Genomic DNA, 24,796 nt, shown 5'->3' on the forward strand with positions numbered 1-24,796 from the left:
GCGCGCCCCGTTCCCCGCTCAGCCGGCCGGCGGGCGGGCGGGCGGGGCGTCGGGGGCGTTGACGAGGGAGTGCGCGGCGCGCTCGAGGTAGTCCCACAGGACGGCCTCGTGCATGGGGGACAGGTCGATGCTCGCCACGGCGCGGCGCATGTGCGTGAGCCACCGGTCGCGGGCGTCGGGGTCGACGTGGAACGGCGCGTGGCGCATGCGCAGTCGCGGGTGCCCCCGCTGCTCGCTGTAGGTGGTGGGGCCGCCCCAGTACTGCTCGAGGAACATCCGCAGCCGCTGCGCGGCGGCGCCGTGGGGGCCGAGGTCCTCCTGCGGGTACATGGCCGACAGCACCGGGTCCTCGCCGACCCCGCGGTAGAACTCCGCGACGAGCCGCTCGAACGTGTCGGTCCCGCCGACCGCCTCCCAGAAGCTGTCGGCGCGTCGCAGGTCGGGCGCGTCCTGGCTCATGCGCGGTCCGCCCGGCCCGCGGCCGGGTCGTCCGGCCGTGGCTCGCGCGCGTCGAGCAGGGCGTCCTCCGCGGCCGCGTCGGAGTCCAGCCGCTGCGACAGCGTCCGGCGTGTCCGCGCGGGCCGGGCCTGCGGGCCGTCGGTCCTCGCCTGCCGGCGGCGCTCCTGGGAGCCGATGAGGGCGAGGGTGACCGCGTCGCGCTGGCGGCGCAGGACGACGAACGACAGCAGCATGGAGATGACGAGCGCGACGACGAGCGACAGGATCCCGCCCACCCCGACGAGGCGGAGCACGAGGAACACCGCGAGGAACATGCCCAGGCGGAGGGCGGAGTAGACGGCGACCGGGCGCATGCCTCCAGGGTAGGCGCCGCGCTCCGCGGGCCCCGCCCCCGAGCGCCGACCTATCCTGCGGGGGTGCTGCGCCTCCTCCTCGTGCTCGTCGTGGTGGGCCTGCACGTGTACGCGCTCGTCGACTGCATGCGCACCTCGCCCTCGCAGGTGCGCGGCCTGCCGTTCGCGGCGTGGGTCGTCGTCGTCATCTTCCTGCCCGTCGTCGGGCCGCTGCTGTGGCTGTGGAGCGGGCGGCCGGAGGCCTTCGACCCGGTGGGGCGACGCCGCCGCTGAGGCTCACGCCGCGACGGCCGCGCGGAACCCGGCGAGGGCCCGTCGCGCGCGCCACGCCGTCACGACGCCCGCGGGCGCCGCGGCGCCGAGGAACCAGCCGACGTCGGTGACGAGCCCGAGGACGAGCGTCGCGGCGGTGACCGCGACGGCCGGCGCGAGCCAGGCCGCGCAGGACGCGGGCCAGCTGCGGGGGTCGAGACGGACGACGACCCCGAGGACGACGAGGACGCAGACCGCGCCGGCCAGGCCCAGCCCCGTGCCCACCGCGGCCGCCACGGCGACGACCAGGAGGACGTAGCCCGGCTCGAGGCCCGCCTCGCGCGCGCCGCCGGGTGCCAGGGCGAGCCCGGCGAGCAGCGGCGCCAGCAGGACTGCGGCCCCCAGCACGGCGCCCGCGGCCATCCCCTCCAGCAGCGCGCGGCCGACGAGGCGGAGGCCGGCGTCGGTGCGCCGCTGCTCGCGGACCCAGGGCCACGGGCCCGCCGCGTCGGTGCTCACGTCACCTCGTCGACGAGGTCGAGGACGTCCTGGACCGTGCCGCGGAGCACGGGCAGGCGGCTGAGCCGCACGAGGCGCGCGACGAGCGGCACGCTCCGCTCGACCAGGCGACGCGAGCGGGCGGCGTCAGGGGACCCGTCGTGGACCCAGAACAGGGTGACGCCGAGCCACGCGAGCCACAGCAGCTCCGGCAGCCGCTCGGCCGCCGGGCCCTGCACGGGCGGGCGCGCGCCCTCGACCACCTCGGTGAGCAGGTCGACGGCGAGGCGCCGGGCCTCGGCGCTGGCCTCGCTGAACGGGCTCGCACCGTCGCCGGGGCGCAGCGCGACCTGCACGAAACCCGTCCCGAAGGAGCGGTACGGCGCGAAGACCTCGAGCCCGGCGAGCCACGTCCCGCGCAGGCGCTGCTCGAGCGTGCCGCCGAGGGGCAGCCGGTCGGCGACCGCCGCGCGGTGCTCGACCTGCAGCCGGCGGTACAGCTCCTGCACGAGGTGGTCCTTGCCGGGGAACCAGTAGTAGGCGTTGCCGACGGACACGCCGGCCTCCGACGCGATGAGCCGCATCGTCGTCCTGTCGTAGCCGCGCTCGCGGAACAGCCGCAGGCCGGTCTCCACCAGCAGGGTCCGGGTGTCCGGCTGGTCGGGTCGTCGCCGGGGTGCCACGACGACAGTGAACACGGCGGACTGAACGTGTTCAAGACGTCAGGGGACGATCGCGAGCCCCACGCCCAGGAGGAGGCCCAGCACGAGCTGCAGGCGCCCCGTGGCGCCGAGCACCGGGACGAGCCCCAGACCCCGGGCACCGTCGGCGACGGTCCGCAACGGCCCGGCGGCCAGGGGCAGCGCGAGCAGGGCGAGCAGCGCCCAGGGCCGGCCGGAGGCCACCAGGGCGAGGACCGCGACCGCGGGCACCCCGGCGACGAGGACGCCGTACAGCGCGCGGGTGCGCGCGTCACCGAGTCGAACGGCGAGGGTGCGCTTGCCGGCGACGCGGTCGGTCGGGATGTCGCGGAGGTTGTTGACCACGAGGAGCGCGCACGCCACGGACCCGATCGCGACGGCCGCGAGCACGGCCCCGGCGTCGACGGCCAGGGCCTGGGTCCACGTGGTGCCGAGCACGGCGACGAGCCCGAAGAACACGAACACGACGACCTCGCCCAGCCCGGCGTAGCCGTAGGGGCGCGGACCGCCGGTGTACGTCCACGCGGCCACCACGCACAGCACGCCCACGAGGAGCAGCCACCACGCGCCGCTGAGCACCACGAGCGCGACCCCCGCGAGACCCGCGACCGCGAACGCCACCGCGGTGGCGACGAGCACCGCCCGCGGGCTCGCTGCGCCCGAGGCGACGAGCCGCATCGGCCCGACCCGGTCGGCGTCGGTGCCGCGGACGCCGTCGGAGTAGTCGTTGGCGTAGTTGACGGCCACCTGCAGCCCGAGCGCGACGACGAGCGCGAGCACGGCGCGGACGGGCTCGGTGGCCCCGAGGCCGACCGCGGCCCCGGTGCCCGCGGCGACGGGCGCGACGGCCGCCGGGAGGGTGCGCGGGCGCGCGCCGGCGACCCACTGGGCAGGGGTGGTCACGGCAGGGGTGGTCACGGCGCGGTGGGTCAGCTGCGCGACGCGCCGGGCGGACGCGTGTCGTCGCCCTCGTCGTCGGAGGCGTCCGGCGGGCGCCGGTCCAGCCCGCGCAGGAAGTCGGGGTCGTCGTCGGGGCCGAGCACCCGCGGCCTGGGCCGGCCGAGCCGCTCCGTGCCGGGCAGCCGGGAGGCGCGCGGGCGGCCCGCGACGAACCACGCGACACCTCCCGCGAGCGGGAAGAGCAGGACCAGGAGCACCCACACGAGCTTCGGCAGGCCGCGGACGTCGGAGTCCTCGGAGCGGATGACGTCGATCAGGCAGTAGATCGTGAAGGCCAGGAGCAGGCCCGGGATGATGAGCGCCCTCACGGCTGACGTCCCTCCGTCGCGACCCCGGCCGGGACCGTCCCGACCGTCGACCCATGGTCCCCCATGGCCCGCGGCGCCGTCTCGTCGGCCGGGGCGTCGAGCAGGAGCCCGAGCGCGGCGGCGCGGTCCGGCTTCCCCACGCCCGCCAGCGGGAGGGCACCGGCGACGAGCACCCGTCGCGGCGTCGCCGCGCGTCCGACCTCGTGACGCACCGTCTCCGCGACCGCGGCCCGCAGCCCCGCCCCGCGGTCGTGTCCCTCCGCCGCGGCCACGACGAGACCGACCACGGTGCCCCACTCCTCGTCGGGCACGCCGACGGCCACGGCGTCGGTGACACCCGCCACCCCCCGGGCCGCACGGGCCACCGCGTCGAGCGACACGTTGGTGCCGCCGCACACCACGACGTCGTCGAGCCGGCCGAGCACGTGCAGCCGCCCGTCGACCCACCGGCCGCGGTCGCCGGTGCGGAAGCGTCGCGGGCCGCCGGCGAAGCCGTCCCCGCGGTCCGCGGTCGCGCCGGCGGGGTCTGTCGGCTGCCGGTAGCCGCGGGCCACGACCGTCCCGGACACCACGACCCGGCCGCCGTCCCCGGGCCCGGGCTCCAGCGCGACGTCGACCCCGGTGAGGGGGCGGCCGTCGTACACGCAGCCGCCGCACGTCTCCGTCATGCCGTACGTCTCGACCACGCGCACCCCGGCGTCGACGGCGCGCTCGCGCGTCAGCCCGTCGAGGGCGGCGCCGCCCACGAGGACCGCGTCGAGCCGGGAGAGCACCTCGCGCGCCGCGAGGCCGTCCTCGCCGGTGGCGTCGAGCAGCCGTCGCAGCTGGGTGGGCACGAGCGAGGTGAGCACCGCGCCGGCGCTGCGGCGGAGCACGCGCCGACCGGCGGCGGCGAACGCCGCGGGGCGGAAGCCGCCGTCGAGGTCGACGACCTCCGGCTCGGTGCCCGCGAGCAGGGACCGGACGCACACCATGACGCCCGCCACCGTGTGCGCGGGTACGGCGAGGAGCCACGTGCCGCTCGTGCCGAGCCGCTCGGCCGTCGCGGTCGCCGACGCGCGCACGGCGGAGGCCGGCAGGAGGACGGCCCGCGGCGCACCCGTCGACCCGGTCGTGCCGACGACCGCGACGGTCGGGTCGGTGGGGTCGTCCTCCGCCGCCGTGAGGTCCGCGGTGAGCAGCGGCTGCGGCGGGGAGCCGGCCGGGTGCGGCGCGACGGCGGGCCCGGTGCCCGTGAGGGCGGTGCGGAGCGGGGCCAGCAGCGGCCGGCCGTCCGCGGCGCGGACCGGGACGGCGAGGACGGGCCGCGGCCGCAGCCGCCCGGCGCCCGCCGTCAGACCCGGGCCGCCTGCAGCGGGCACGTGGTGCACGCGCTCGTGCCGTGGTGGGCGCACGACGAGCCGCACGCGTGGGCGGCGGCCGGGGTCACGGCCCCGGCGCCAGGGGCGTCGACCCGCTCGTGCCCGGCCGGGACGGCCGTCCCGGGCACGACGTCCGAGGTCGTCGTGGCGGCGTCGTGGTCGTGCTCCTGCCCGCACGCGCAGCCGCCCGCACGAGCCGGGTCCGGCAGGGTGCGCAGCAGGCCGAGCACCGCGACGCCCACGTGGAGCGCGGCCGCGGCGACGACGCTGCCGGTGAGCAGCACGACGAGGCCGAGCGCGAAGCCGAGGGCGCTGCCGAGCACGAAGGCCGTGGCGCGGGTCCCGCGGCGGGAGCGCCACGCCTGCAGCCCGCCCGTGGCGGCGGCGGCGACGAGCACGGACACGGTGACGGGGGAGCCGGCCGCCTCGAGGACCGACAGCCCGAAGCCGCGCAGGACCACCTCGGTGCCGACGGCCGTCGCGACGGTCGCGGCGAGGGCGCGGCGGTCGCGCGCGAGGGGGCGGCGCCGCGCCACCCACGCGACGAGGCCGGCGGCGCCGAGTCCGAGCGCGCCGCCCGCGACCCAGCCGAGCGCCGGTGCGGCGACGCCGACCGGGCTCCACCACAGGGCGAGGCCGGTGAGCGCGGCGGCGGCGGTCGTCACGACCACGACGGCGAGCTGGCCGACCACCGTGAGGCGCTGGGCGCCCGCGACGGCCGCGTTGCGCGCGACGAGCGGGCGACGGTCGCGCCGCAGCCGGGCGGCCATGACCGACTCCCACGCCGTCCACGCCACGAGGGCGCAGACGACGACGGCGCCGGCGAGCAGGAGGTCCACGGAGCCAGGGTAGGAAGCCGTCGCGGGTGCTACGAGCCCGGGAGGCGTCGGCGAGATAACGGTTCGCTCCCGATGCGGTAACGGAGCGGGGTGTCGGCGCGCCGCGGTGTGACCGTCCGCGGTGTGCTCAGCCCGCGGGAGCCTGCCCGGCGAGCCAGCCGGCCAGCCACTCGGGGTGGACGGTGTCGGTCGTCGCGCTGAGCTCCGCCGCGCTCCACCAGCGCCAGCCGAGCATCGAGCGGACCTCGAGCTCGGTGTGGGCGGCGGGGGCGACGACGAGGTCGGTCCCGCCCACCCGGACGACGAAGAACTGCTCGTGCTGCCGGTAGTCGACGCCCTCGAACGTGAACTCCGCCTCGCGCTCCGCCACCGGGCCCGCCAGCGGCAGGTCGCGCAGGCCCGTCTCCTCCCACAGCTCGCGGGCGGCCGCCTGCACCGGTGTCTCGCCGGGCTCGAGGCCGCCGCCGGGCGTGAACCACCACGAGCCGGCCTCGGGCGCGCTCGCGTCGTGGCCCTGCAGGAGGAGCACCCGACCCGTGCCGTCGAGCACGAGGACGCGTCCGGAGCGGCGCTCGACCCGGTCGCCGGCCACCGGCTGCCGGCCCGCGCCCTCGCTGCTCATCCCGGTCAGTAGTACCAGGGGAACGGCGACCAGTCCGGGTCACGCTTGCCGAGGAAGGCGTCGCGGCCCTCGAGCGCCTCGTCGGTCATGTACGCCAGGCGGGTCGCCTCGCCGGCGAACACCTGCTGTCCCATGAGGCCGTCGTCGGTGAGGTTGAACGCGAACTTCAGCATCCGCTGCGCGGTGGGCGACTTGCCGTTGACCTCCGCGGCGACCTGCAGCGCCTCGGCCTCCAGCTCGGCGTGGTCGGCGACGACGTTGACCGCGCCCATCCGCTGCATGGTCTCCGCGTCGTACGTGCGGCCGAGGAAGAAGATCTCCCGTGCGTTCTTCTGCCCCACCATCTTCGCGAGGTACGCGCTGCCGTAGCCGGCGTCGAAGGAGCCGACATCGGCGTCGGTCTGCTTGAAGCGGGCGTGCTCGCGGCTGGCGACGGTCAGGTCGCACACGACGTGCAGCGAGTGCCCGCCGCCCGCGGCCCAGCCGCCGACGACCGCGACGACGACCTTCGGCATCGTCCGGATGAGCCGCTGCACCTCCAGGACGTGCAGCCGCCCGCCCTCGGCCCGGGTGCGCCTCTTGTCGACGGTGTCCGCGGTGTCACCCGCGGCGTACTGGTAGCCCGTGCGGCCGCGGATGCGCTGGTCGCCGCCGGAGCAGAACGCCCAGCCACCGTCCCTCGGGCTCGGACCGTTGCCCGTGAGCAGCACGCAGCCGACGTCGGGGGTGCGGCGGGCGTGGTCGAGGACGGCGTACAGCTCGTCGACGGTGTGCGGGCGGAACGCGTTGCGCACCTCGGGTCGGTCGAAGGCGACCCGGACGGTGCCGCCGGCCGGGCCGTCGAGGACGCAGCGGTGGTACGTGACGTCGGTGAGCTCGCGTCCCAGGTCGGCCGCGTCGACCTCCCGCCACGAGGCGGGGTCGAAGGTGTCGGACACGTGAGGGAGCGCAGGCACGGCGCGAGCGTACGGGCGAGGATGACGGCGTGCTCCAGGTGCCGGACCCGCCTGCCCCGGGTGACGTCCACGTCGTGGCGCTGCCGCTCACGACCCGCTTCCGCGGCCTGACGGTGCGGGAGACGCTGCTCGTGCGCGGGCCGTCGGGGTGGGGGGAGTGGGCGGCCTTCGCCGAGTACGACGACGCGGAGGCCACCCGCTGGCTCGCCGCCTGCTACGAGGCGTCGCACGGTGCGTGGTCGTCGGTGCCGGCCGGCACCCGGGTGCCGGTGAACGCGACGGTCCCCGCCGTCCCGGCCGCCGACGTGCCGGGCGTGCTCGCGCGCTTCCCCGGGTGCACCACCGCGAAGGTCAAGGTCGCCGAGCCCGGGCAGAGCCTCGCCGACGACGTCGCGCGGGTCGCGGCGGTGCGGGACGCGCTCGGGCCGTCGGGGTCGGTCCGCGTCGACGCGAACGCGGGCTGGTCCGACGAGCAGGCGGTCGACGCGCTGCGGGCGCTCGCGGCCTTCGGGCTGGAGTACGCCGAGCAGCCCGTGGCGGGCGTCGACGGTCTCGCGCGGTTGCGCGTCGCCCTCGCCCGGGCCGGGGTCGACGTGCCGGTCGCGGCGGACGAGGTGGTCCGGCGGGCGTCGGACCCTCTCGCGGTGGCGCGGGCGGGGGCGGCCGACGTCGTCGTGGTGAAGGCCGCGCCGCTCGGGGGAGTGGCCGCGCTCGTGGCCCTCGCCCGCGAGCTGCGCGACGCGTACGGCGTGCTCGTCACGGTGTCCTCGGCGCTGGAGTCCTCGGTCGGCCTCGCGGCCGGTGCGGTGGCCGCCGCGGCGCTCGGCGACGGCCGGGCCGCTGGGCTCGGAACCGCGGCGCTGCTCGCCGGCGACGTCACGGGCTCCCCGCTGCTGCCGCGCGACGGTGCGGTCGACGTGCGCCGCGTGACGCCGGACGCCGCGCTGCTCGAGGACCGGGCGGCGCCGCCGGAGCGGCAGGCGTGGTGGCGCGAGCGGCTCGCCCGCGTGCACGGCCTGCTGGCCGCCCAGGGAGGATCGTCGTCGTGAGCACCGCGACCGACGCCGCCCGCAGCATCGTGCAGGGGCTCGTCGACGCCGGCGTCGAGCACGTCGTGCTGTGCCCGGGCTCCCGCTCTGCACCGCTCGCGTACGCGCTCGCCGCCGCCGACGAGGCCGGGCTGGTGCAGGTGCACGTGCGCATCGACGAGCGCTCGGCCGGCTTCACCGCGCTCGGCGTCGGCAAGGCCAGCGGCATCGCGGCGGTCGTGACCACGTCGGGGACGGCGGTGGCGAACCTGCTCCCCGCGGTGTGGGAGGCGCACCACTCCCAGGTCCCGCTCCTGCTGCTCACCGCCGACCGGCCGCGCCGCCTGCGCGGCACGTGGGCGAACCAGACGACGCCGCTGCAGGCAGGCGTGTTCGCCGAGGCGGCGCTCGAGGCACTCGACGTGGAGGCGTCGGAGGGCGTGGACCTGCGGGCGGTGGTCGTCCGGCTCGTGGGGGCAGCCTGGGGGCATACCGGCGTGAGCGGACCCGTCCACCTCGACGTCGGGTTCGACGACCCGCTCGTGCCGGAGGAGACGACGTGGGCGCCGCACGAGCCCCGCAGCGGGCCCGGGTCGCCGTGGCGACCCGTCGAGACGACTGCGGTGCCCGGCGAGGGGACGCTGCTCGTCGCGGGGGACGGGGCCGGGACCTTGGCGCCCCTCGTGGAAGCGGCCGGGACCCCGTGGTGCGTGGAGCCGTCCGCGGGACTCGCCCCCCTGCCGGGGGCGGTGGCCGCCGGGCGGGTCCTGCTCGGGCTGGACGCCCTCGGCGGCCGGGTCCGACGCGTCCTGGTCGCCGGGCGGCCCTCCCTCACGCGACCAGTCAGCCGTCTGCTCGCCCGGGAGGACGTCGAGGTCGTGCTCGTCGGCCGCCACGCGGCCCTGCCCGGGCCGGGGCGTGAGGTGCAGCGCCTCGACGCCGTCGCCGTCGCCACGGCCGGCGGTTGGCGTGAGGGGTGGCAGCGGGCCGGCCGGGCGGCGCTCGGCGCCGTCCACGCTGTGCTCGACCGGAGCCCGGCGCTGGCCGGTCCGCACGTCGCCCGGACCGTCGCGGCCGCCCGGTCCGCCTGGTCGCCGGCGGAACCGTGGCTCTTCGTCGGGGCGAGCAGCATCGTCCGGGACCTCGACCTCGTGCTCGACCACACCGTCCCGGCACCGCGCGTACACGCGTCCCGAGGCCTCGCGGGCATCGACGGGTCGCTGTCGACCGCCGGCGGCCTCGCGCTCGGGGGTGGCGCACCGGTCCGCGCCCTCGTCGGGGACCTCACCTTCCTGCACGACACGAACGGCCTGCTCGTCGGTCCGACCGAGGCGCGTCCGCCCGTCCAGGTGGTCGTGGCCAACGACGACGGCGGCAGCATCTTCGGGCTGCTCGAGCACGGCGAGGACCGCTACGCCGGCGTCCACGAGCGGTACTTCGCGACCCCGCACGGCGTGGACCTCGCCGCGCTCTGCCGTGCGCACGGCGTGCCGCACCGGCTCGTCACGACCGAGGCCGAGCTGGGCGACGCGCTCGCGGCGTGGGACGGCGGCGCCATGGAGGTCGTCGAGGCGCGCACCGCCCGTCGCGGCGCCCGCGCGCTGCAGGCCGAGGTCGCGCGTGCCGCCCGAGAGGCCGCGCTCGCGGCGCTCTGAGCGGCCACGACGACACACCGGAGGCCCCTGAGCGCACGCAAGGCCGACGAGAGGCGCTCGCTTGTGTGGCTGTGGCCGAGGCGGGGCCGGCCGACCTGGCCTCAGCGGGACGGGGCGGGCCCCGTCGTGCCGCGGACGATGAGCTCCGGGGCGAACAGGTACTCCGTCGTCGGGTGCTGCCCGGTCCGCAGCTGCTCGACGAGCGCCGTGATCGCGACCGAGGCCATGTCGCTCACCGGCTGGCGCAGCGACGTGAGCGGGGGGTCCATGAACGCGTTGACCGGGGAGTCGTCGAAACCGATGACGGACACGTCGTCCGGGATGGACAGCCCCATCGCGCGGGCCGCGCGGATCACGCCGAGCGCCATGGGGTCCGACGCGCACACGATCCCCGTCGCGCCCGCCTCGATGAGCCGCCGGCCCGTCGCCTGCCCGCCCTCGATGGTGAAGAGAGAGTGCTCGACGAGGCCGGTCACCTCGCCGTCGCGACCGCGGCGGTCCTCCACCAGCCGCTGCATCGCCTCGACCTTGCGCACCACCGGGGTGTACCGCTCGGGGCCGACCGCCAGCCCGATCGTCCGGTGCCCGAGCGTCACGAGGTGCTGCACCGCCATCTCGACAGCGCTCGCGTCGTCGACGGCGAGGAAGGTCGCGTCGAGGTCCGGCACGAACCCGTTGACGAGCACGAGCGGCACCCCGAGGCGGCGCAGCCGCAGGTAGCGGTCCGGCGAGGACTTCGTGTCCGCGTGCATGCCGTTGACCACGACGAGCCCGGCCATCTGGCGCCCCAGCATGAGCTCGATCCACTCGTCCTCGCTCACGCCGGGGGTGAACTGCGAGCCGACGATCGGCGTGTAGCCCTGCTGCACGAGCAGCGTCTGCATGCGCTGCACGAAGGCCGGGAAGACGGGGTTGTCGAGCTCCGGCACGACGAGGCCGACCACGTCGGTGTCGATGCCGGTGCTGCGCCGGCTCGCGACGTAGCCGGCGGCCTCCGCGGCGGCCAGGACGCGCTGCCGGACGGCGTCGCTCACGCCGTTCTTGCCCCGCAGGGCGCGGCTCACGGTCGCCGGGCTCACCCCCACCTCGGCTGCGAGGACGTCCAGCGTGGTCATAAGGCGAGCCTGGCACCGAATGCAACACGGCCGCAAGGACTTGAGTGACGATCGTAAAGAAGGGGTAACGAGTCGCAACGAGTCTCGCAAGAAGTCTTCCGATCTTGCGCAAGGCCTTGCTACTGTCCGCGCCAGCCGCTCGAGCGACGGGCGGGCCGACAGAAGGAGAGACACCGATGCGACGACGCATCTCCATCGCCGCGATGGTGGCCGGTCTCGCGCTCGTGGCTACCGCCTGCGGCGGCGGCGACGGCAGCGACGAGGCGACGGCCGCGGCGCCCGAGCCCACCACCGAGGACAGCGCCGCGCCGAGCGAGGCGGCGAGCGAGCCGGCGGCCGAGCCGTCCGCCGAGGGCAGCGAGGCGCCGATCGAGCGCGCCGACGCCGACCTCGTCATCTGGACCGACGACACCCGCGCCCCGATCCTGCAGGAGATCGGCGACGACTTCGGCGCCGCCGAGGGCCTCACGGTCGCCGTGCAGCAGCTCGACTTCGGCGCCATCCGCGACAACCTCATCTCGCGCGGTCCCGTCGGCGAGGGCCCCGACATCATCGTCGGCGCCCACGACTGGCTCGGTCAGCTCGTCACCAACGGCGCGGTCGCGCCGCTGGAGCTCGGCGACGCCGAGGGCGACTTCCAGGACGTCGCCGTCGAGGCGCTGTCCTACGAGGGCGTGACGTACGGCCTGCCCTACGCCGTGGAGAACGTCGCCCTGTTCCGGAACACCGAGCTCGCCCCCGAGGCGCCGGCCGACTTCCAGGCGATGCTCGACGAGGGCCAGGCGCTCGTCGACGCCGGCGAGGCGGACCTGCCGCTCGCGCTGCAGGTCGGCGACGCGGGCGACGTCTACCACTTCTACCCGATCCAGACCTCGTTCGGCTCGCAGATCTTCGGCCAGAACGACGACGGCTCGTACAACGCCGACGACCTGCAGATCGACAACGAGGGCGGCATCGCCTTCGCCGAGCAGCTGGCCGAGTGGGGGCAGTCCGGCGTGCTGAACGCCGACGTCACCTTCGACATCGCGCAGGAGGCCTTCGCCAACGGCCGCGCCCCGTACGCGATCAGCGGCCCGTGGAACGTCGAGCCCTTCCAGGCCGGCGGCGTCGACTTCGTCGTCGAGGAGATCCCGTCCGCGGGCGGCGAGCCGGCCGTGCCGTTCGTCGGCGTCCAGGGCTTCATGGTGTCGGCCTACGCCGAGAACCCCCTCGTCGCCAACGACTTCGTCCTCAACTACCTCGGTACCGAGGACGTCGCCCGTGAGCTCTACGAGACCGGCCAGCGCCCGCCCGCCTACCAGTCGGTCTTCGACGAGGTGTCCTCGGACCCGATCATCGCCGGGTTCGGCGAGTACGGCGCCACCGGCCAGCCGCTGCCCAACATCCCCGCGATGGACAGCGTCTGGGGCGACTACGGCAACGCCCAGCGCGACATCCTGCTCGGCAACGGCGAGCCGGCCACGCTCGTGACGGACGCCGCCGAGCGCATCCGCGCGGCCATCTCCGCCCGCTGAGCCGCTGCGGTGCGGCGCCCGCCCGGGCGCCGCGCCGCACGTCCCACGCTCCCCGGGGCCGGGCCCGCGCCCGGCCCCGGGGCACCACCCGCCCGGAACCACCAGGACCGACCCCCCTCGACGACGCGGAGGCCGCGGTGTCCAGCACGCTCACGTCCGACCGGCTGCAGGGCGACCCGCCCGGCGCGCCCCCTCCAGCCGAGCCCCCCGTGCCCGCGGGCCGCCCCCGGCGCACGCCCGGGTTCCTCGCGGCGCTGCTGCTCAAGACGCTGTTCATGGCCGTGCTCAACGCGGTCGGCGTCTTCGCGCTCTTCGTGAGCTTCGGGGCGCAGAACTGGGGCTTCTTCGTCTTCCTGCTGGTCTCGCTCGTCGCCGCCGACGTCGTGTACTTCAGCAGGCGGCTCGTGCCCGCGAAGTACCTGTTCCCCGGGCTGTTCTTCCTGCTCGTCTTCCAGATCTTCGTCGTCGCCTACACGGTGTTCATCAGCTTCACGAACTTCGGCGACGCCCACACCATCAACCAGACGCAGGCGCGCGAGCAGATCCTCGCCGTGTCCGAGCAGCGCGTCCCCGACAGCGCCGCCTACGACCTCACCGTGGTGGCCCGGGAGGGCCGGGCGGCGCCGCCGGTCGAGGAGGGCGCCGGGGACGACCCGGCCGCCCAGCCGGGGGTGGACGAGGGGGATCAGGCGGTCGAGGAGGACGCGGCGCCCGAGGAGGAGCTCGCCTTCCTGCTGACCGGGCCGGACGGGGTCGTCAGCCTCGGCACCAGCGAGGGCCTGCAGGAGGTCGACCCCGACGCCGTCACGCTCGAGGGCGACGTCGCCACCGCGCTGGAGGGGTGGGAGTCGCTCGCCCTGGGCGACCTCGCGGACCGGCAGCAGGCCGTCGTCGGCTTCCGCGTGCCGCTCGCCGACGAGGAGAACCCGGACGCCGGGAGTCTGCGCACGCAGGACGGCCGGGTCGCGTACGTCTTCCGCCCGCTCCTGGAGTGGGACGAGACGCGCGACGTGCTCGTCGACACGCGGGACGGCACCGAGTACGCCGCCGACCAGTCCGTGGGCTTCTACGTCGCCGAGGACGGCACGGAGCTGGCGCCCGGCTGGCGCGTCGGCGTGGGCCTCGACAACTACTCGCGCGTCTTCAACGACGACCGGCTGTCGACCCTGCTGCTGGGGACGGCGGTGTGGTCCTTCGCCTTCGCCGGCATCTCGGTCGCCTCGACGTTCTTCCTCGGGGTGCTGCTCGCCATCATCTTCGACAACCCGCGGATGCGCGGCCGCAGGCTCTACCGCTCGCTGTTCATCCTCCCGTACGCGGCACCGAGCTTCATGTCGATGCTGCTGTGGGCGGGCTTCCTCAACCCGAGCTTCGGCTACGTCAACCAGGTGCTCCTGGGCGGGGCCGAGATCGGCTGGCTCACCGACCCGTGGCTCGCGCGCTTCAGCGTCCTGCTCGTCAACCTGTGGCTCGGCTTCCCCTACATGTTCCTCGTGTGCACCGGGGCGCTGCAGAGCATCCCGGGCGACGTGAAGGAGGCGGCGCGCGTCGACGGCGCCGGTGCCTTCCGCATCTTCCGCAGCATCACGCTGCCGCTGCTCATGGTGAGCGTCGCACCGCTGCTCATCGCGAGCTTCGCCTTCAACTTCAACAACTTCACGCTCATCTACTTCGTCACCGGCGGCGGGCCGAACATCCCCGAGGCGCCCATCAGCCTCGGCTCCACCGACCTGCTCATCCACGTCGTCTACACGCTCGGCTTCGAGAGCGGTGGCGGCCAGCAGTGGGGCTTCGCCACCGCCTTGAGCGTGCTCATCTTCTTCGTCGTCGCGGGGATCTCCGCCGTCAGCTTCCGGCAGACCCGCGCCCTCGAGGACATCAACTGAGGAGCGAGGACATGACCAAGTGGTTCACCGACACCGGCTGGCGGCACCTCGTCGCCCTCGCCGTGCTCGTCTTCGCGCTCTTCCCGATCGTCTTCGTCATCAGCGCGTCGTTCAACCCCGTCGGCACGCTGACGGCGAGCAACGACCTGTTCAGCGAGCTCAGCACCGAGAACTACGTCGCGCTGTTCAACACGCCCGTGTACCCGTTCCCCAGCTGGTTCCTCAACACGATGTTCGTCGCGGTCGCGACCGCCGTGCTGCAGGTCTTCGTCGCGTGCCTCGCCGCGTACGCCTTCAGCCGGTTCCGCTTCGCCGGGCGCCGCATCGGCCTGCTCGGCCTGCTCCTCATCCAGATGTTCCCGCAGATCCTCGCGGCGGTCGCGATCTTCCTGCTCGTCTTCGAGATCGGGCAGCTGTTCCCCGCCCTCGGGCTCGGCTCGACCCTCGGGCTCGTGCTCGTGTACATGGGCGGCGCGCTCGGCGTCTCGACGTTCCTCATCAAGGGCTTCTTCGACACCGTGCCCAAGGAGCTCGACGAGGCGATGAAGGTCGACGGCGCGAGCCACGCGCGCGTGTTCTTCGGCATGATCCTGCCGCTGTCCGCGCCCGTGCTGGCCGTCGTCGTGCTGCTCGCGTTCATCACGACGCTCAACGAGTTCCTCGTCGCGAGCATCATCCTCACCGCCCCGCGCGACCAGACCCTCGCCGTCGGCCTCTACCAGCTCGTCTCGAGCCAGCTGAACGCGCAGTGGGGCTTCTTCGCCGCCGGCTCGCTGCTCGGCGCCATCCCCGCGGTGCTGCTGTTCCTGTGGCTGCAGAAGTACGTCGTCTCCGGGCTGACGGCCGGGTCGGTCAAGTGAGCGTGCTGTGGTCCGAGCCGCACCACGACGGCTCACCGGTCCACGGGCCGCGGCTCGCGGCCGCGGCGCTCGGCGACGAGGTCGACGTGCTGCTCCGCGTGCCGCACGGCGGCACCCGCACCTCGCCGGTGCGATCGGTCCACGTGCGCCAGGTGCACGACGGCGAGCCGGCCTACGTGGGCGCCCGCGTGGTCCGCACCGACGACCACGACGTGTGGTTCAGCGCCCGCATCACGGTCCACAACCGGCTCGCGCGCTACCGGTGGCTGCTGGAGGACGAGCCGACCGGCCCGCGGGCCACGGGCACCGGCTACCGGTGGGTGAACGCGGCCGGCGTGCACGGCCACGACGTCACCGACGCGTCGGACTTCGTGGTGAGCACGTACCCGACCGCGCCCGACTGGGCCGTCGACGGCGTCATGTACCAGGTGTTCCCCGACCGCTTCGCGCGCTCCGGCGCCGACCACGGGCCGCTGCCGGACTGGGCCGTCGCCGCGGACTGGGACACCACCCCGGTCGAGCACACCGGACCGGACACGCCCCGCCAGCTGTACGGCGGCGACCTCGCCGGCATCGAGCAGCACCTCGACCACCTCCTCGACCTCGGCGTCGACGTGCTGTACCTGACCCCGTTCTTCCCGGCCGAGAGCAACCACCGCTACAACGCGTCGTCCTTCGACGAGGTCGACCCGCTGCTCGGCGGCGACCCCGCGCTGTCGACGCTCGTCGCGGCCGCGCACGCCGCCGGCATCCGGGTCATGGGCGACCTCACGACCAACCACACCGGCGACACGCACGACTGGTTCCTGGCCGCGCAGGCCGACCCGGACTGCGAGGAGGCCGGCTACTACTACTTCCACGCCCACCCGGACCGCTACGAGGCGTGGTTCGGCATCCCGTCGCTGCCCAAGCTCAACTACCGCTCCGAGGCGCTGCGGCGGCGCATCGTCGAGGGGCCGACGAGCGTTGCCGCGCGCTGGCTCGAGGGGCCCGACGGCCTCGACGGCTGGCGCATCGACGTCGCCAACATGACGGGACGCAACCGGGACGACGACCACAACCACGACGTCGCGCGCCTCGTGCGGCGGACCATGGACGCCGTCAAGCCGGGGTCGTTCCTGCTGGCGGAGCACTTCCACGACACCTCCGACGACGTGACGACGGGCGCCGGCGGCTGGGACGCCGTCATGAACTACGCGGCGTTCACCCGGCCGGTGTGGGAGTGGCTCGCCGAGCCCGGCAGCCGCTTCGGCTTCCTCGGCATGCCGGTGCGCGTGCCCCGCAAGCCGACCCGGGACGTGGTCGCCGCGATGCGGCTGTTCGCCGCCGCCGTGCCGTGGCAGCAGACGCTGCAGAACGTCAACATGCTCGGCTCCCACGACACCCCGCGCGCCCGCAGCGTCGTCGGCTCGGACGAGGCTCTCGTCGCCGCGCTCGCGGTCCTCGTCGGCTACCCCGGCGTGCCGATGGTCTTCGCGGGCGACGAGCTCGGCCTCACCGGCGAGGACGGCGAGCACGCCCGCACGCCGATGCCGTGGTCGGACGCCAGCCGCTTCGGGACGCCCCTGCACCGCGCCTACCGCGAGCTGCTGCGGCTGCGGCACGGCAGCGAGACGCTGCGACGCGGGGGGCTGCGCTGGCTGTGCGCGGGCGAGGACGACATGGCGTGGCTGCGCGAGACGCCCGAGGAGCGCGTCGCGGTCGTCGTCGCACGCGACGCGAGCACCGTCGACCTGCCGGTGTCGCTGCTCGGCGAGCCCGACGTGCTGTGGGCCTCGTCCGGCGCGTCGGTCGAGGCGGGCTCGCGGGTCGTGCAGGTCGCGCTGCCGGCGGCCGGGGCGGTGCTCCTGCGCTGCGGCTGAGGGACCGCGCGACCGGGACCGCCGGACGGCACCACCCGGGTGGGGGAACGGGCGCGTCACCCGGCTGCGTCCTGCAGCGGGACGCGGCGCGCGCCGAGGACCAGGGCGTCCCGTCCTCGACGAATGGTCCGAGATGTCGCGCCTGCACCGTCCCGCCCCGTCCACCCCCCGCACCTGCGACCCCAACGTCCGGGCCGGCCGCGAGCTGCCGGTCGCCCTGCTGCTCGTCCTGGCCCCGCTCGTGCTCAGCCTGCTCCTCGGCACGCTGCCGGCCACCGCCGCGACCACGCCCACCGGGACCGTCGCCCACGGTTTCGAGACGGGTCGGGAGGGCTGGTCCGGCGACGGCGCCGCCCACAGCGCGACGGTCGCGGCCGCCGGCACGGGGTCGCTGCGGCTCGGGCGCACGTTCACGGGCGGCTGGGGCGGGCTGCGGGCCGACGACGGGCGGGGCGCCCTGCGGGACGTCCGCGCAGGCGGGGCCACCCTCACGGCCCGCGTGCTCCTGCCGGCCGGCGCCCCCGGCGCGTGGCGCGCACGGCTGGAGGTCCAGGACCCGGCCTGGCGCTACGTCGCCGGACCGAAGGTCCGCCTGACCGCCGGGACGTGGGTCCCCGTGACGTTCACCGTCCCGGACGCGCTCGCGGCGGGCATGCGCGCCGTGGCCGTCCAGGTCGACTCCGATGCGGCGACGGGCGCCGTCGTCGTCCACGTCGACGAGGTGCGCCAGCAGGCGCCCACCGCGGCGCCCACCACGGCGCCCACCACGGCGCCCACCACGGCGCCCACCACGGCGCCCACCACGGGCGCCCCGCGCGGCCTTCGGGCCGTCGGCAGCCGCGTGGTCGACGAGACCGGCCGCACCGTCCGCCTGCTCGGGGTCAGCACCGCCGGCACCGAGTACGCCTGCGCCCAGGGGTGGGGGTTCTTCGACGGTCCGGACCCGGAGCGCCCGAGCAGCGTCCCGCTCGCCGGGGCGCGGGCGTGGGGGGCGACCGCCGTTCGCGTGCCGCTCAACGAGCACTGCTGGCTCGACGTCGACTCCGGCATCCCCGCCTCCCGGCGCGGCAGCGAGTACCGCGCCGCCGTCACCGCGCAGGTGGCCGCCGTCAACGCCCGGGGCATGGTCGCGGTGCTCGACCTGCACTGGCACGCCCCCGGCACCCGACGCACCGACAACAACCCCATGCCGAACCGCGACCACTCCCCGGCCTTCTGGGCGTCGGTCGCCTCCCACTTCCGCGACAACCCGTCCGTCGTGTTCGAGCTCGTCAACGAGCCGCACCCCGACGGTGGCAGCACGAGCGCCGAGGCGTGGCGCTGCTGGCGCGACGGCGGCACGTGCGCCCGCACGACCGACCACGCCACGGGCGCCCCGTACCAGGCGGCCGGGGTGCAGGAGCTCCTCGACGCCGTGCGCTCCACCGGGGCGCGCCAGCTCGTGCTCGTCGGCGGCGTGCAGTGGAGCAACCGGCTCGACGGCTGGCTCGCGCACCGCCCGCACGACCCGGCCGCCAACCTCGGGGCGGCCTGGCACGCGTACGACTTCAACGCGTGCCGCACCGCGGAGTGCTTCGCCGCGGAGGTCGCGCCCGTCGCCGCCCGGTACCCGCTCATGGCGACTGAGGTCGGGCCCGACCAGGCCTGCCTCGGCTGCCCGCCGTCGCCCACGGGCTTCTCCGAGCGCACGCTCGACCTCCTCGACGGCGCCGGTGCCGGCTGGACGGCGTGGACGTGGAACCTGTGGCCCGGCGACGCCCACGTGCTCGTGCAGGACTGGGCGGGCACGCGGCCGACACCCTGGGGAGAGCAGGTGCGGGCGAGGCTGCAGCGCGCGGCGGCGGCCGGGTAGGACCCCGGATCCGTCACCCCGGGTTAGGGTCGAGGAGCAGGGGGTAGTACCCCGTGACGCCGAGTTGCCATCCCGGGACGGGGTCCCCCAGGGTGGAGCGCGGCCTGCACGTCCGGCGACTCACCTGCCCCGCCGGCACGCTGCCCGACCGAACGCCCACCCCCAGGTGTGTCCCTCGACGTCGAGATCACCACTGCTGATCCCGCACGGAGCGACCCCTTGATCGTCTCGACCCTGCTCGTCCTCGTCGCGCTCGCCCTCACCGCCGTCGCCGTCACCACGCTGTGGTGGCAGATGCACGCGTGGTGGCTGCCCGGGCACGACGACCGCGCCCGCTACCCCGCGGCCCAGGACTCCTACCTCGACCTCACGTCGGACCCGCCCGCCCGGCGACCGGTGGTCCGGCACTCCTTCTCGCTGGTCATGCCGTGCCGCGAGGAGGAGGAGCCCGTCATGCGCGCGACGCTCGACGCGCTGCTCGCCCAGTCGCACCCGCACGTCGAGGTCATCATCTCCGTGGGGCACGACGACGACGCGACGGTCGAGACCGCGCACCGGCTCGCCGCGGGCGACGACCGGGTCCGCGTCTCGGTGAACCACGACCCCGTCGGGACCAAGAACAAGCCGAAGCAGCTGAACGACGCGCTGCTCATGTGCCGCAACGAGGTCGTCGGCATCTTCGACGCCGAGTCGCTCGCCGCGCCCGACCTGCTCCTCAACGTCGACCGCGTCCTCACCGAGCGCCACGCGGACGTCGTGCAGGGCGCCGTCCACCTCATGAACTACCGCGACTCGTGGTTCAGCCTGCGCAACTGCATGGAGTACCGGATCTGGTTCCGCAGCCGGCTGCACGGGCACGCGCTGTCCGGCTTCATCCCCCTCGGCGGCAACACCGTCTTCGTCCGCCGCGAGCTCCTGCTCGAGGTCGGCGGCTGGGACGGTGAGTGCCTCGCGGAGGACTGCGACCTCGGGGTGCGGCTGTCCACCCGCGGCCGCCGGATCGAGGTCGCCTACGACCCCACGCTCGTCACGCGCGAGGAGACCCCGGAGCGCATCCCGCAGCTGGTCAAGCAGCGCACCCGCTGGGCGCTCGGCTTCATGCAGGTGCTCGCGAAGGGCGAGTGGAAGCAGCTGCCGACCCGCTCGCGGCGCCTGCACGCGTGGTGGACGCTCGTGCAGCAGCACGCGGTCGCCTTCGCCGGCATCGTCCTGCCGCTCGCCGTCCTCACGGCCTTCCTCGTCGAGGTGCCGCCGCTCGTCGTGCTCGTCACGCTGCTCCCGCTCGTGCCGACGCTCGCGATGCTCGCCTTCGAGGTCCTCATCCTGCGCGAGTGGGACGAGGAGATGGCGCTGGGCGTCCGGTGGCGCGACTACGTCCGCCTCGTGGTCTCGATGCCCTTCTACCAGGTGCTGCTCGGGGTCGCGGTGCTGCGCGCCCTCGTCAAGTACGTGACGGGCGACTTCGCGTGGGAGAAGACCGCGCACGTCGGGTCCCACCTCACGCCGCACGCCGTCGACGACGGCACGGCCCGCGACCGGGTGGAGGTGGCCGCGTGAGCGCCCCCACCCTGGAGCGGGCCCCGGCGCCGACCGCGCCGCTGCTGCCCGCCGACCCGTTCCCGCGCCGCGGGCGCAGGCCGGGACCGGCCGTCCGCGCCGCCGGGGCCGCCCGTCACGCCCGCGCCGGCCGCACGTGGCTGTCGGAGGCCGGGCCCGGTGCGGTCCGTGTCGTCGTCGCGCTCGCGCTGGCGGTCGTCGGGCTGGCCCACTCGGTCAACCTCGCCGGCTGGCCCCGCTTCTCCGACGACGAGGGCACGTACTTCTCCCAGGCGTGGGCCCTGCAGGAGCTCGGCACGCTCGCGCCCTACACGTACTGGTACGACCACCCGCCCGTCGGCTGGCTGCAGCTGGCCGGGCTCACGTGGCTGCCGGACCTGCTGCTGGACGGCGGACCCGCCCTGCTCGCCGGGCGGGCCGTCATGGTCGGCTACGTCGTCGTCTCCACGCTGCTGCTCCTGCTGCTCGCGCGCCGGGTCGGCATGTCGCGCGGCTGGGCGCTCACGACCGCCCTCGTGTGGGCGCTCAACCCGCTCACGCTGTTCTGGGGCCGGCAGGTCCTCCTCGACAACGTCGCGATGCCGTGGCTGCTCGGGGCCTTCGTCCTCGCGCTCAACCGGCGCCGGCACCTCGGGCTGCACATGCTCGCCGGGCTCGCCTTCGGCGTGGCGGTGCTCACCAAGGAGACCGTCCTCGTCCTGGCCCCCGCCCTCCTCCTGGCGGTCTGGCAGGCGTCCTACCCCCGCACGCGGCGCTTCGCCGTGGTCGGGCTGTCGGTGCTGACGGCGCTCACCGGGGCGCTCTACCTCACGTACGCCGCCATCCGCAGCGAGCTCCTGCCGAGCAGCGAGCGGGTGTCGGTGTGGGCGGCCGTGGAGTTCCAGCTGTCCTCGCGGGAGGGCTCCGGCTCGATCCTCGACCCCTCGGGGGCGGACGGGGGCGCCTACGGGACGGTCATGGGCTGGCTCGACCAGGACCCGTACCTGCTGCTGCTCGGCATCGTGCTCGCGCTGCCGGCCCTGCTCGTGCGCCGCCTGCGGCCCGCGGCGCTCGCCGTCCTCATCGCGACCGTCGTCGCGCTGCGCCCGGGCGGCTACCTGCCCGCCATGTACGTGATCGCGGTGCTGCCCTTCTGCGCGCTCGTGCTCGTCGGCCTCGTCGACGTCCTGTGGCAGCGCCTGCGGACCGGCCGGCAGGGGTGGGCGCTCGTCCCGTCGTACCTGCTCGTCGTCACCGTCGCGCTCGTCGCGTGGCAGCCGGTGAGCGACGCGCGCGAGCGGTACCGGGTGGCGTACGCCGCCGACGCCAACGCCGTCCACGCCCGCGCCCTCGAGGCCGTCGAGGCGGAGGTGCCGGCCGACGCGGTCGTCGTCGTCGACAACACGTTCTGGAACGACCTCGTCGACGCCGGCCGCGACCGCGAGGACGTCGTGTGGTTCTACAAGGTCGACTCCGACCCCGCGGTCGCCGAGGAGGTCGTGCCGACGTACGAGAGCATCGACTACCTCGTGTGGTCCCGGGACTCCATGGGCGACATGGCCCCGGTGGTGAAGGAGGCCTACGACAACAGCGAGGTCGTGTGGGCCGGCGGGCAGGGCGTGCGCCGCGTCGAGCTGCGCGACGTCCTCACGCAGGCCGAGATCGCCGACCGTGAGGCCCGCGAGGCCTCCCGGGTGCGGCAGGAGCTCGCGCTCGAGCGGCGTGCCCTCGAGCTGCGGCTCGCCGCCCCCAGCCCCTTCGCCGGCCTGACGAACGGCCAGGTCGACGCCATCCGGGCCGAGTCGGCCGACTACACCCCGGCCCAGCTCGCCGACCGCTACGGCACCACGACCGACGTCGTCACCGACGTGCTGGAGGACGCCCCGTGAGCGCACCCGCCCCCGACCTGACCGTCCTGGTCCCCACGTACAACGAGGGGGGCAACGTCGAGGCCCTCGTCCGACGCCTCTCCGCCGCCGTCGAGCGCCCCGGGACGGCCGAGGTGCTCTTCGTCGACGACTCCACCGACGACACCCCCGACCGGGTCCGCGAGGTGGCCCGGCAGGGCCACCCGCTGCGGGTGCGGCTGCTGCACCGTCCTGCCGGGGAGCGGGTCGGCGGGCTCGCCGGGGCCGTCACCGCCGGGCTGCGCGACAGCCGGGCCGACTTCGTCGTCGTCATGGACGGCGACCTGCAGCACCCGCCGGAGCTCGTCCCCACGCTGCGGCGCGCGGCCGAGGACGCCGACCTCGTCGTCGCCAGCCGCTACACCGGCGACGGCGACGCGGGCGGCCTCGCCGGCTCGTGGCGGCGCAGCGTCTCCGGGGTGAGCACGCTGCTGGCGCGGGCCTGCTTCCCCACCCGCGTCGGCCGGGTGTGCACCGACCCCATGACGGGCTTCTTCTGCCTGCGGCGGGACGCGGTCGACCTCGACCGGCTGCGCCCGCGCGGGTTCAAGATCCTGCTCGAGGTCCTCGCCCGTCACGACCTGCGGGTGCTCGAGCTGCCCTTCGCCTTCGGCACCCGCCACGACGGGGAGAGCAAGGCCTCGTGGCGCAACGGGCTGCACTTCCTCCACCAGCTCGCGAGCCTGCGCATGGGGCGCATGAGCCGGTTCGCGCTCGTCGGCGCCCTCGGCGCGCTCGTCAACCTCGCCGTCATGTGGGGCCTCGTGGCGCTCGCCACGCCGTACGTGGTGGCGGCCGTGGTGGCGGCGGAGGTGAGCATCCTGCACAACTTCCTGCTGTCGGAGCGGTTCGTGTTCCGCGACCTGCGCGACGGCGTGCACCCGTGGTGGTCCCGGGCGCTGCAGTTCCTCGCCTTCAACAACGTGGAGACGGCCCTGCGGCTGCCGGTCCTCGTCGCCCTCGTCTCGTTCACGGCCCTGCACCCGGTCCTCGCCCAGGCGGTGACCATCGCCGTCGCCTTCGTCCTGCGGTTCCTGTTCGTGTCCCGCGTCGTGTACCGCGGCCGTGCGCCGCGGACCGTGCCGGTCGTGCCGGACGGGGTCGCCCCGGACCCCGTCGCCTCCGGTGCGGTGGCGTCGGGCGCCGGGCGCTCGCGTGGTGTCCCCGGCGAGCGCTGAGGCCGGCCGGCCCGGCTCGTTGCCGCGCCGCTCGCTCCTGCGCGGGGCGGCGGCGCTCGCGGCGGTGCCGGTCGTCGGCGTCGCGGCGCTGACGGCGGGGTGCGGGGCCGGCCGGGACGGACGGGTGGGGCTCAACGTCGCGGGCGCGGAGTTCGAGGTCGGCGGGCGCGTCGACCCCGACACGACGTTCGCGCTCCTCGCCGACCGCGGCTACGACCTCGTGCGGCTGCCCTTCCTCTGGGAGTCGGTGCAGCCGGACCTCGGCGGGGCGCTGGACGCGGCGTACGTCGCGGAGCTGCAGGCGGCGGTGCTCCGCTGCACGTCGCGGGGCATGGCGTGCGTGCTCGACGTCCACAACTACGGCCGCTTCCGCGAGCAGCCCGTCGGCTCGCCGCAGGTGCCCCACGCGGCGTTCGCCGACCTGTGGGGCGGGCTCGCCGGTGCCCTCGGCACCGACGAGCGGGTCGAGCTCGGCCTCATGAACGAGCCGCACGACATGCCGGACGGGGCGAGGGGCTGGGAGCGGGCCGCCCAGGCCGCGCTCGACGCGGTGCGGTCGGCCGGCTCGCGCGCGTGGGTGTGGGTCGCGGGGGAGCGGTGGTCCTCGGCCGCGTCGTGGCCGACCACCCACCCGCGGTGGTGGATCGAGGACCCCCTCGACCGCAGCGGCCCCGAGGCGCACTACTACTTCGACGTCGACAACTCCCACCGCGGCACGTACCCCGCGACGTACGCCGACGACGACGCCCGGGCCCGCCGTGACGGCTGGGACTCCCTCGCGGCCAAGGTCGACGCCGAGCTCGGCGGCTTCCTCGCGTGGTGCGGGGAGCAGGACGTGCGCGGGCTGCTGGGCGAGGTCGGCTGGCCCTCCGGCGAGCCGTCGGCCGCGCACCCGGGCGACTGGCCGCTGTGGAACCGGCTGGGGGCCCGGGCCTACGCGCAGGTCCTCGAGGGCGGCGTCGACGTCGCGGGCTGGGCCGCCGGCGAGCGCTGGGGCGAGGACTACGCGTTGTCCGTGTACCTGGGCAGCCCGCAGCGCGAGGCGACTAGCATCGCCCGGGTCGTGGAGCCGGCGCGGCGCTGAGGCGCCGCGC

General features: G+C 75.5%; 23 protein-coding genes. 12 read left to right on the forward strand and 11 right to left on the reverse strand.

Features of this window, described 5'->3' with window-relative positions:
• Positions 1-18: 18 nt before the first annotated feature.
• Positions 19-459, reverse strand: a complete 441-nt coding sequence (locus WAA21_RS06985) for a globin (RefSeq protein WP_336922055.1) — start codon at positions 457-459, stop codon at positions 19-21.
• Positions 456-812 carry a DUF4229 domain-containing protein gene (locus WAA21_RS06990; protein ID WP_336922056.1) on the reverse strand — a complete coding sequence of 119 codons (357 nt, stop codon included), beginning with the start codon at positions 810-812 and terminating at the stop codon, positions 456-458. Before WAA21_RS06990 ends, WAA21_RS06985 begins: the two co-directional genes overlap by 4 nt.
• A gap of 63 nt (positions 813-875) precedes the next feature.
• Between WAA21_RS06990 and WAA21_RS06995 the strand changes: the two genes are divergently transcribed.
• Positions 876-1,085: a PLDc N-terminal domain-containing protein gene (locus WAA21_RS06995; protein WP_336922057.1), complete on the forward strand. Its 210-nt coding sequence runs from the start codon at positions 876-878 to the stop codon at positions 1,083-1,085.
• A 3-nt stretch (positions 1,086-1,088) separates the two neighbouring features.
• On the opposite strand, the gene WAA21_RS07000 is transcribed toward WAA21_RS06995, so the two are convergent.
• From WAA21_RS07000 to WAA21_RS07035, 8 genes are all read right to left on the reverse strand, one after another.
• A complete protein-coding gene (locus WAA21_RS07000) occupies positions 1,089-1,583 on the reverse strand; it encodes a hypothetical protein (protein WP_336922058.1) in 495 nt (164 codons plus the stop codon).
• Positions 1,580-2,245 carry a TetR family transcriptional regulator gene (locus WAA21_RS07005; RefSeq protein ID WP_336922059.1) on the reverse strand — a complete coding sequence of 222 codons (666 nt, stop codon included), beginning with the start codon at positions 2,243-2,245 and terminating at the stop codon, positions 1,580-1,582. Before WAA21_RS07005 ends, WAA21_RS07000 begins: the two co-directional genes overlap by 4 nt.
• 39 nt (positions 2,246-2,284) lie before the next feature.
• Positions 2,285-3,166 carry a 1,4-dihydroxy-2-naphthoate polyprenyltransferase gene (locus WAA21_RS07010; RefSeq protein ID WP_336922060.1) on the reverse strand — a complete coding sequence of 294 codons (882 nt, stop codon included), beginning with the start codon at positions 3,164-3,166 and terminating at the stop codon, positions 2,285-2,287.
• A gap of 26 nt (positions 3,167-3,192) precedes the next feature.
• Positions 3,193-3,531, reverse strand: a complete 339-nt coding sequence (locus WAA21_RS07015) for a PLDc N-terminal domain-containing protein (protein WP_336922061.1) — start codon at positions 3,529-3,531, stop codon at positions 3,193-3,195.
• The gene (locus WAA21_RS07020; protein WP_336922062.1) at positions 3,528-4,892 is read right to left on the reverse strand and encodes an AMP-binding protein; all 1,365 of its coding nucleotides are present in this window, start codon (positions 4,890-4,892) and stop codon (positions 3,528-3,530) included. The genes WAA21_RS07015 and WAA21_RS07020 overlap by 4 nt, the downstream gene beginning before the upstream one ends.
• Positions 4,865-5,731 (reverse strand): CPBP family glutamic-type intramembrane protease, encoded by an 867-nt coding sequence (locus WAA21_RS07025; protein ID WP_336922063.1) that lies wholly within the window; start codon positions 5,729-5,731, stop codon positions 4,865-4,867. Before WAA21_RS07025 ends, WAA21_RS07020 begins: the two co-directional genes overlap by 28 nt.
• A gap of 127 nt (positions 5,732-5,858) precedes the next feature.
• Entirely contained in the window at positions 5,859-6,353 is a 495-nt protein-coding gene (locus tag WAA21_RS07030; protein WP_336922064.1) for an NUDIX hydrolase, read from the reverse strand.
• 5 nt (positions 6,354-6,358) lie between these two features.
• Positions 6,359-7,309, reverse strand: a complete 951-nt coding sequence (locus WAA21_RS07035) for a 1,4-dihydroxy-2-naphthoyl-CoA synthase (protein WP_336922065.1) — start codon at positions 7,307-7,309, stop codon at positions 6,359-6,361.
• 29 nt (positions 7,310-7,338) lie between these two features.
• Here WAA21_RS07035 and WAA21_RS07040 point away from each other — a divergent pair, with 29 nt between their 5' ends.
• Positions 7,339-8,358 (forward strand): o-succinylbenzoate synthase, encoded by a 1,020-nt coding sequence (locus tag WAA21_RS07040; protein WP_336922066.1) that lies wholly within the window; start codon positions 7,339-7,341, stop codon positions 8,356-8,358.
• Positions 8,355-9,992, forward strand: a complete 1,638-nt coding sequence (menD, locus tag WAA21_RS07045; protein ID WP_336922067.1) for a 2-succinyl-5-enolpyruvyl-6-hydroxy-3-cyclohexene-1-carboxylic-acid synthase — start codon at positions 8,355-8,357, stop codon at positions 9,990-9,992. Before WAA21_RS07040 ends, menD begins: the two co-directional genes overlap by 4 nt.
• Before the next feature lie 101 nt (positions 9,993-10,093).
• Here the strand turns inward: menD and WAA21_RS07050 are convergent, their stop codons facing one another.
• Positions 10,094-11,107, reverse strand: a complete 1,014-nt coding sequence (locus WAA21_RS07050) for a LacI family DNA-binding transcriptional regulator (RefSeq protein WP_336922068.1) — start codon at positions 11,105-11,107, stop codon at positions 10,094-10,096.
• Between the two features lie 176 nt (positions 11,108-11,283).
• Here WAA21_RS07050 and WAA21_RS07055 point away from each other — a divergent pair, with 176 nt between their 5' ends.
• From WAA21_RS07055 to WAA21_RS07095, 9 genes are all read left to right on the forward strand, one after another.
• Positions 11,284-12,621: a sugar ABC transporter substrate-binding protein gene (locus WAA21_RS07055; RefSeq protein WP_336922069.1), complete on the forward strand. Its 1,338-nt coding sequence runs from the start codon at positions 11,284-11,286 to the stop codon at positions 12,619-12,621.
• A gap of 137 nt (positions 12,622-12,758) precedes the next feature.
• Complete coding sequence (locus WAA21_RS07060; RefSeq protein ID WP_336922070.1) at positions 12,759-14,507, forward strand: ABC transporter permease subunit; 1,749 nt, start codon at positions 12,759-12,761, stop codon at positions 14,505-14,507.
• An 11-nt stretch (positions 14,508-14,518) separates the two neighbouring features.
• Positions 14,519-15,367 (forward strand): sugar ABC transporter permease, encoded by an 849-nt coding sequence (locus WAA21_RS07065; RefSeq protein WP_336922071.1) that lies wholly within the window; start codon positions 14,519-14,521, stop codon positions 15,365-15,367.
• Positions 15,364-17,229, forward strand: a complete 1,866-nt coding sequence (locus WAA21_RS07070) for a glycoside hydrolase family 13 protein (protein WP_336922072.1) — start codon at positions 15,364-15,366, stop codon at positions 17,227-17,229. The genes WAA21_RS07065 and WAA21_RS07070 overlap by 4 nt, the downstream gene beginning before the upstream one ends.
• Before the next feature lie 133 nt (positions 17,230-17,362).
• Positions 17,363-19,081 (forward strand): glycoside hydrolase family 5 protein, encoded by a 1,719-nt coding sequence (locus WAA21_RS07075; protein WP_336922073.1) that lies wholly within the window; start codon positions 17,363-17,365, stop codon positions 19,079-19,081.
• 219 nt (positions 19,082-19,300) lie between these two features.
• Positions 19,301-20,638 carry a glycosyltransferase gene (locus WAA21_RS07080; protein WP_336922074.1) on the forward strand — a complete coding sequence of 446 codons (1,338 nt, stop codon included), beginning with the start codon at positions 19,301-19,303 and terminating at the stop codon, positions 20,636-20,638.
• A complete protein-coding gene (locus WAA21_RS07085) occupies positions 20,635-22,506 on the forward strand; it encodes a DUF2079 domain-containing protein (protein ID WP_336922075.1) in 1,872 nt (623 codons plus the stop codon). The genes WAA21_RS07080 and WAA21_RS07085 overlap by 4 nt, the downstream gene beginning before the upstream one ends.
• A complete protein-coding gene (locus WAA21_RS07090; protein ID WP_336922076.1) occupies positions 22,503-23,702 on the forward strand; it encodes a GtrA family protein in 1,200 nt (399 codons plus the stop codon). Before WAA21_RS07085 ends, WAA21_RS07090 begins: the two co-directional genes overlap by 4 nt.
• A complete protein-coding gene (locus tag WAA21_RS07095; protein WP_336922077.1) occupies positions 23,683-24,786 on the forward strand; it encodes a glycoside hydrolase family 5 protein in 1,104 nt (367 codons plus the stop codon). The genes WAA21_RS07090 and WAA21_RS07095 overlap by 20 nt, the downstream gene beginning before the upstream one ends.
• Positions 24,787-24,796: the final 10 nt, after the last annotated feature.

Origin of the sequence: Aquipuribacter sp. SD81 (genome assembly GCF_037153975.1) — a bacterium.
Classification (GTDB): Bacteria; Actinomycetota; Actinomycetes; order Actinomycetales; family JBBAYJ01; genus Aquipuribacter.

Bases quoted from the DNA above. Each gene is read 5' to 3' on its own strand.
- WAA21_RS07065 (WP_336922071.1), top strand. From the start codon at position 14,519: ATGACCAAGTGGTTCACCGACACCGGCTGGCGGCACCTCGTCGCCCTC.
- WAA21_RS07050 (WP_336922068.1), bottom strand. From the start codon at position 11,107: ATGACCACGCTGGACGTCCTCGCAGCCGAGGTGGGGGTGAGCCCGGCG.
- WAA21_RS06990 (WP_336922056.1), bottom strand. From the start codon at position 812: ATGCGCCCGGTCGCCGTCTACTCCGCCCTCCGCCTGGGCATGTTCCTC.
- WAA21_RS07075 (WP_336922073.1), top strand. From the start codon at position 17,363: ATGTCGCGCCTGCACCGTCCCGCCCCGTCCACCCCCCGCACCTGCGAC.
- WAA21_RS07055 (WP_336922069.1), top strand. From the start codon at position 11,284: ATGCGACGACGCATCTCCATCGCCGCGATGGTGGCCGGTCTCGCGCTC.
- WAA21_RS07030 (WP_336922064.1), bottom strand. From the start codon at position 6,353: ATGAGCAGCGAGGGCGCGGGCCGGCAGCCGGTGGCCGGCGACCGGGTC.
- WAA21_RS06985 (WP_336922055.1), bottom strand. From the start codon at position 459: ATGAGCCAGGACGCGCCCGACCTGCGACGCGCCGACAGCTTCTGGGAG.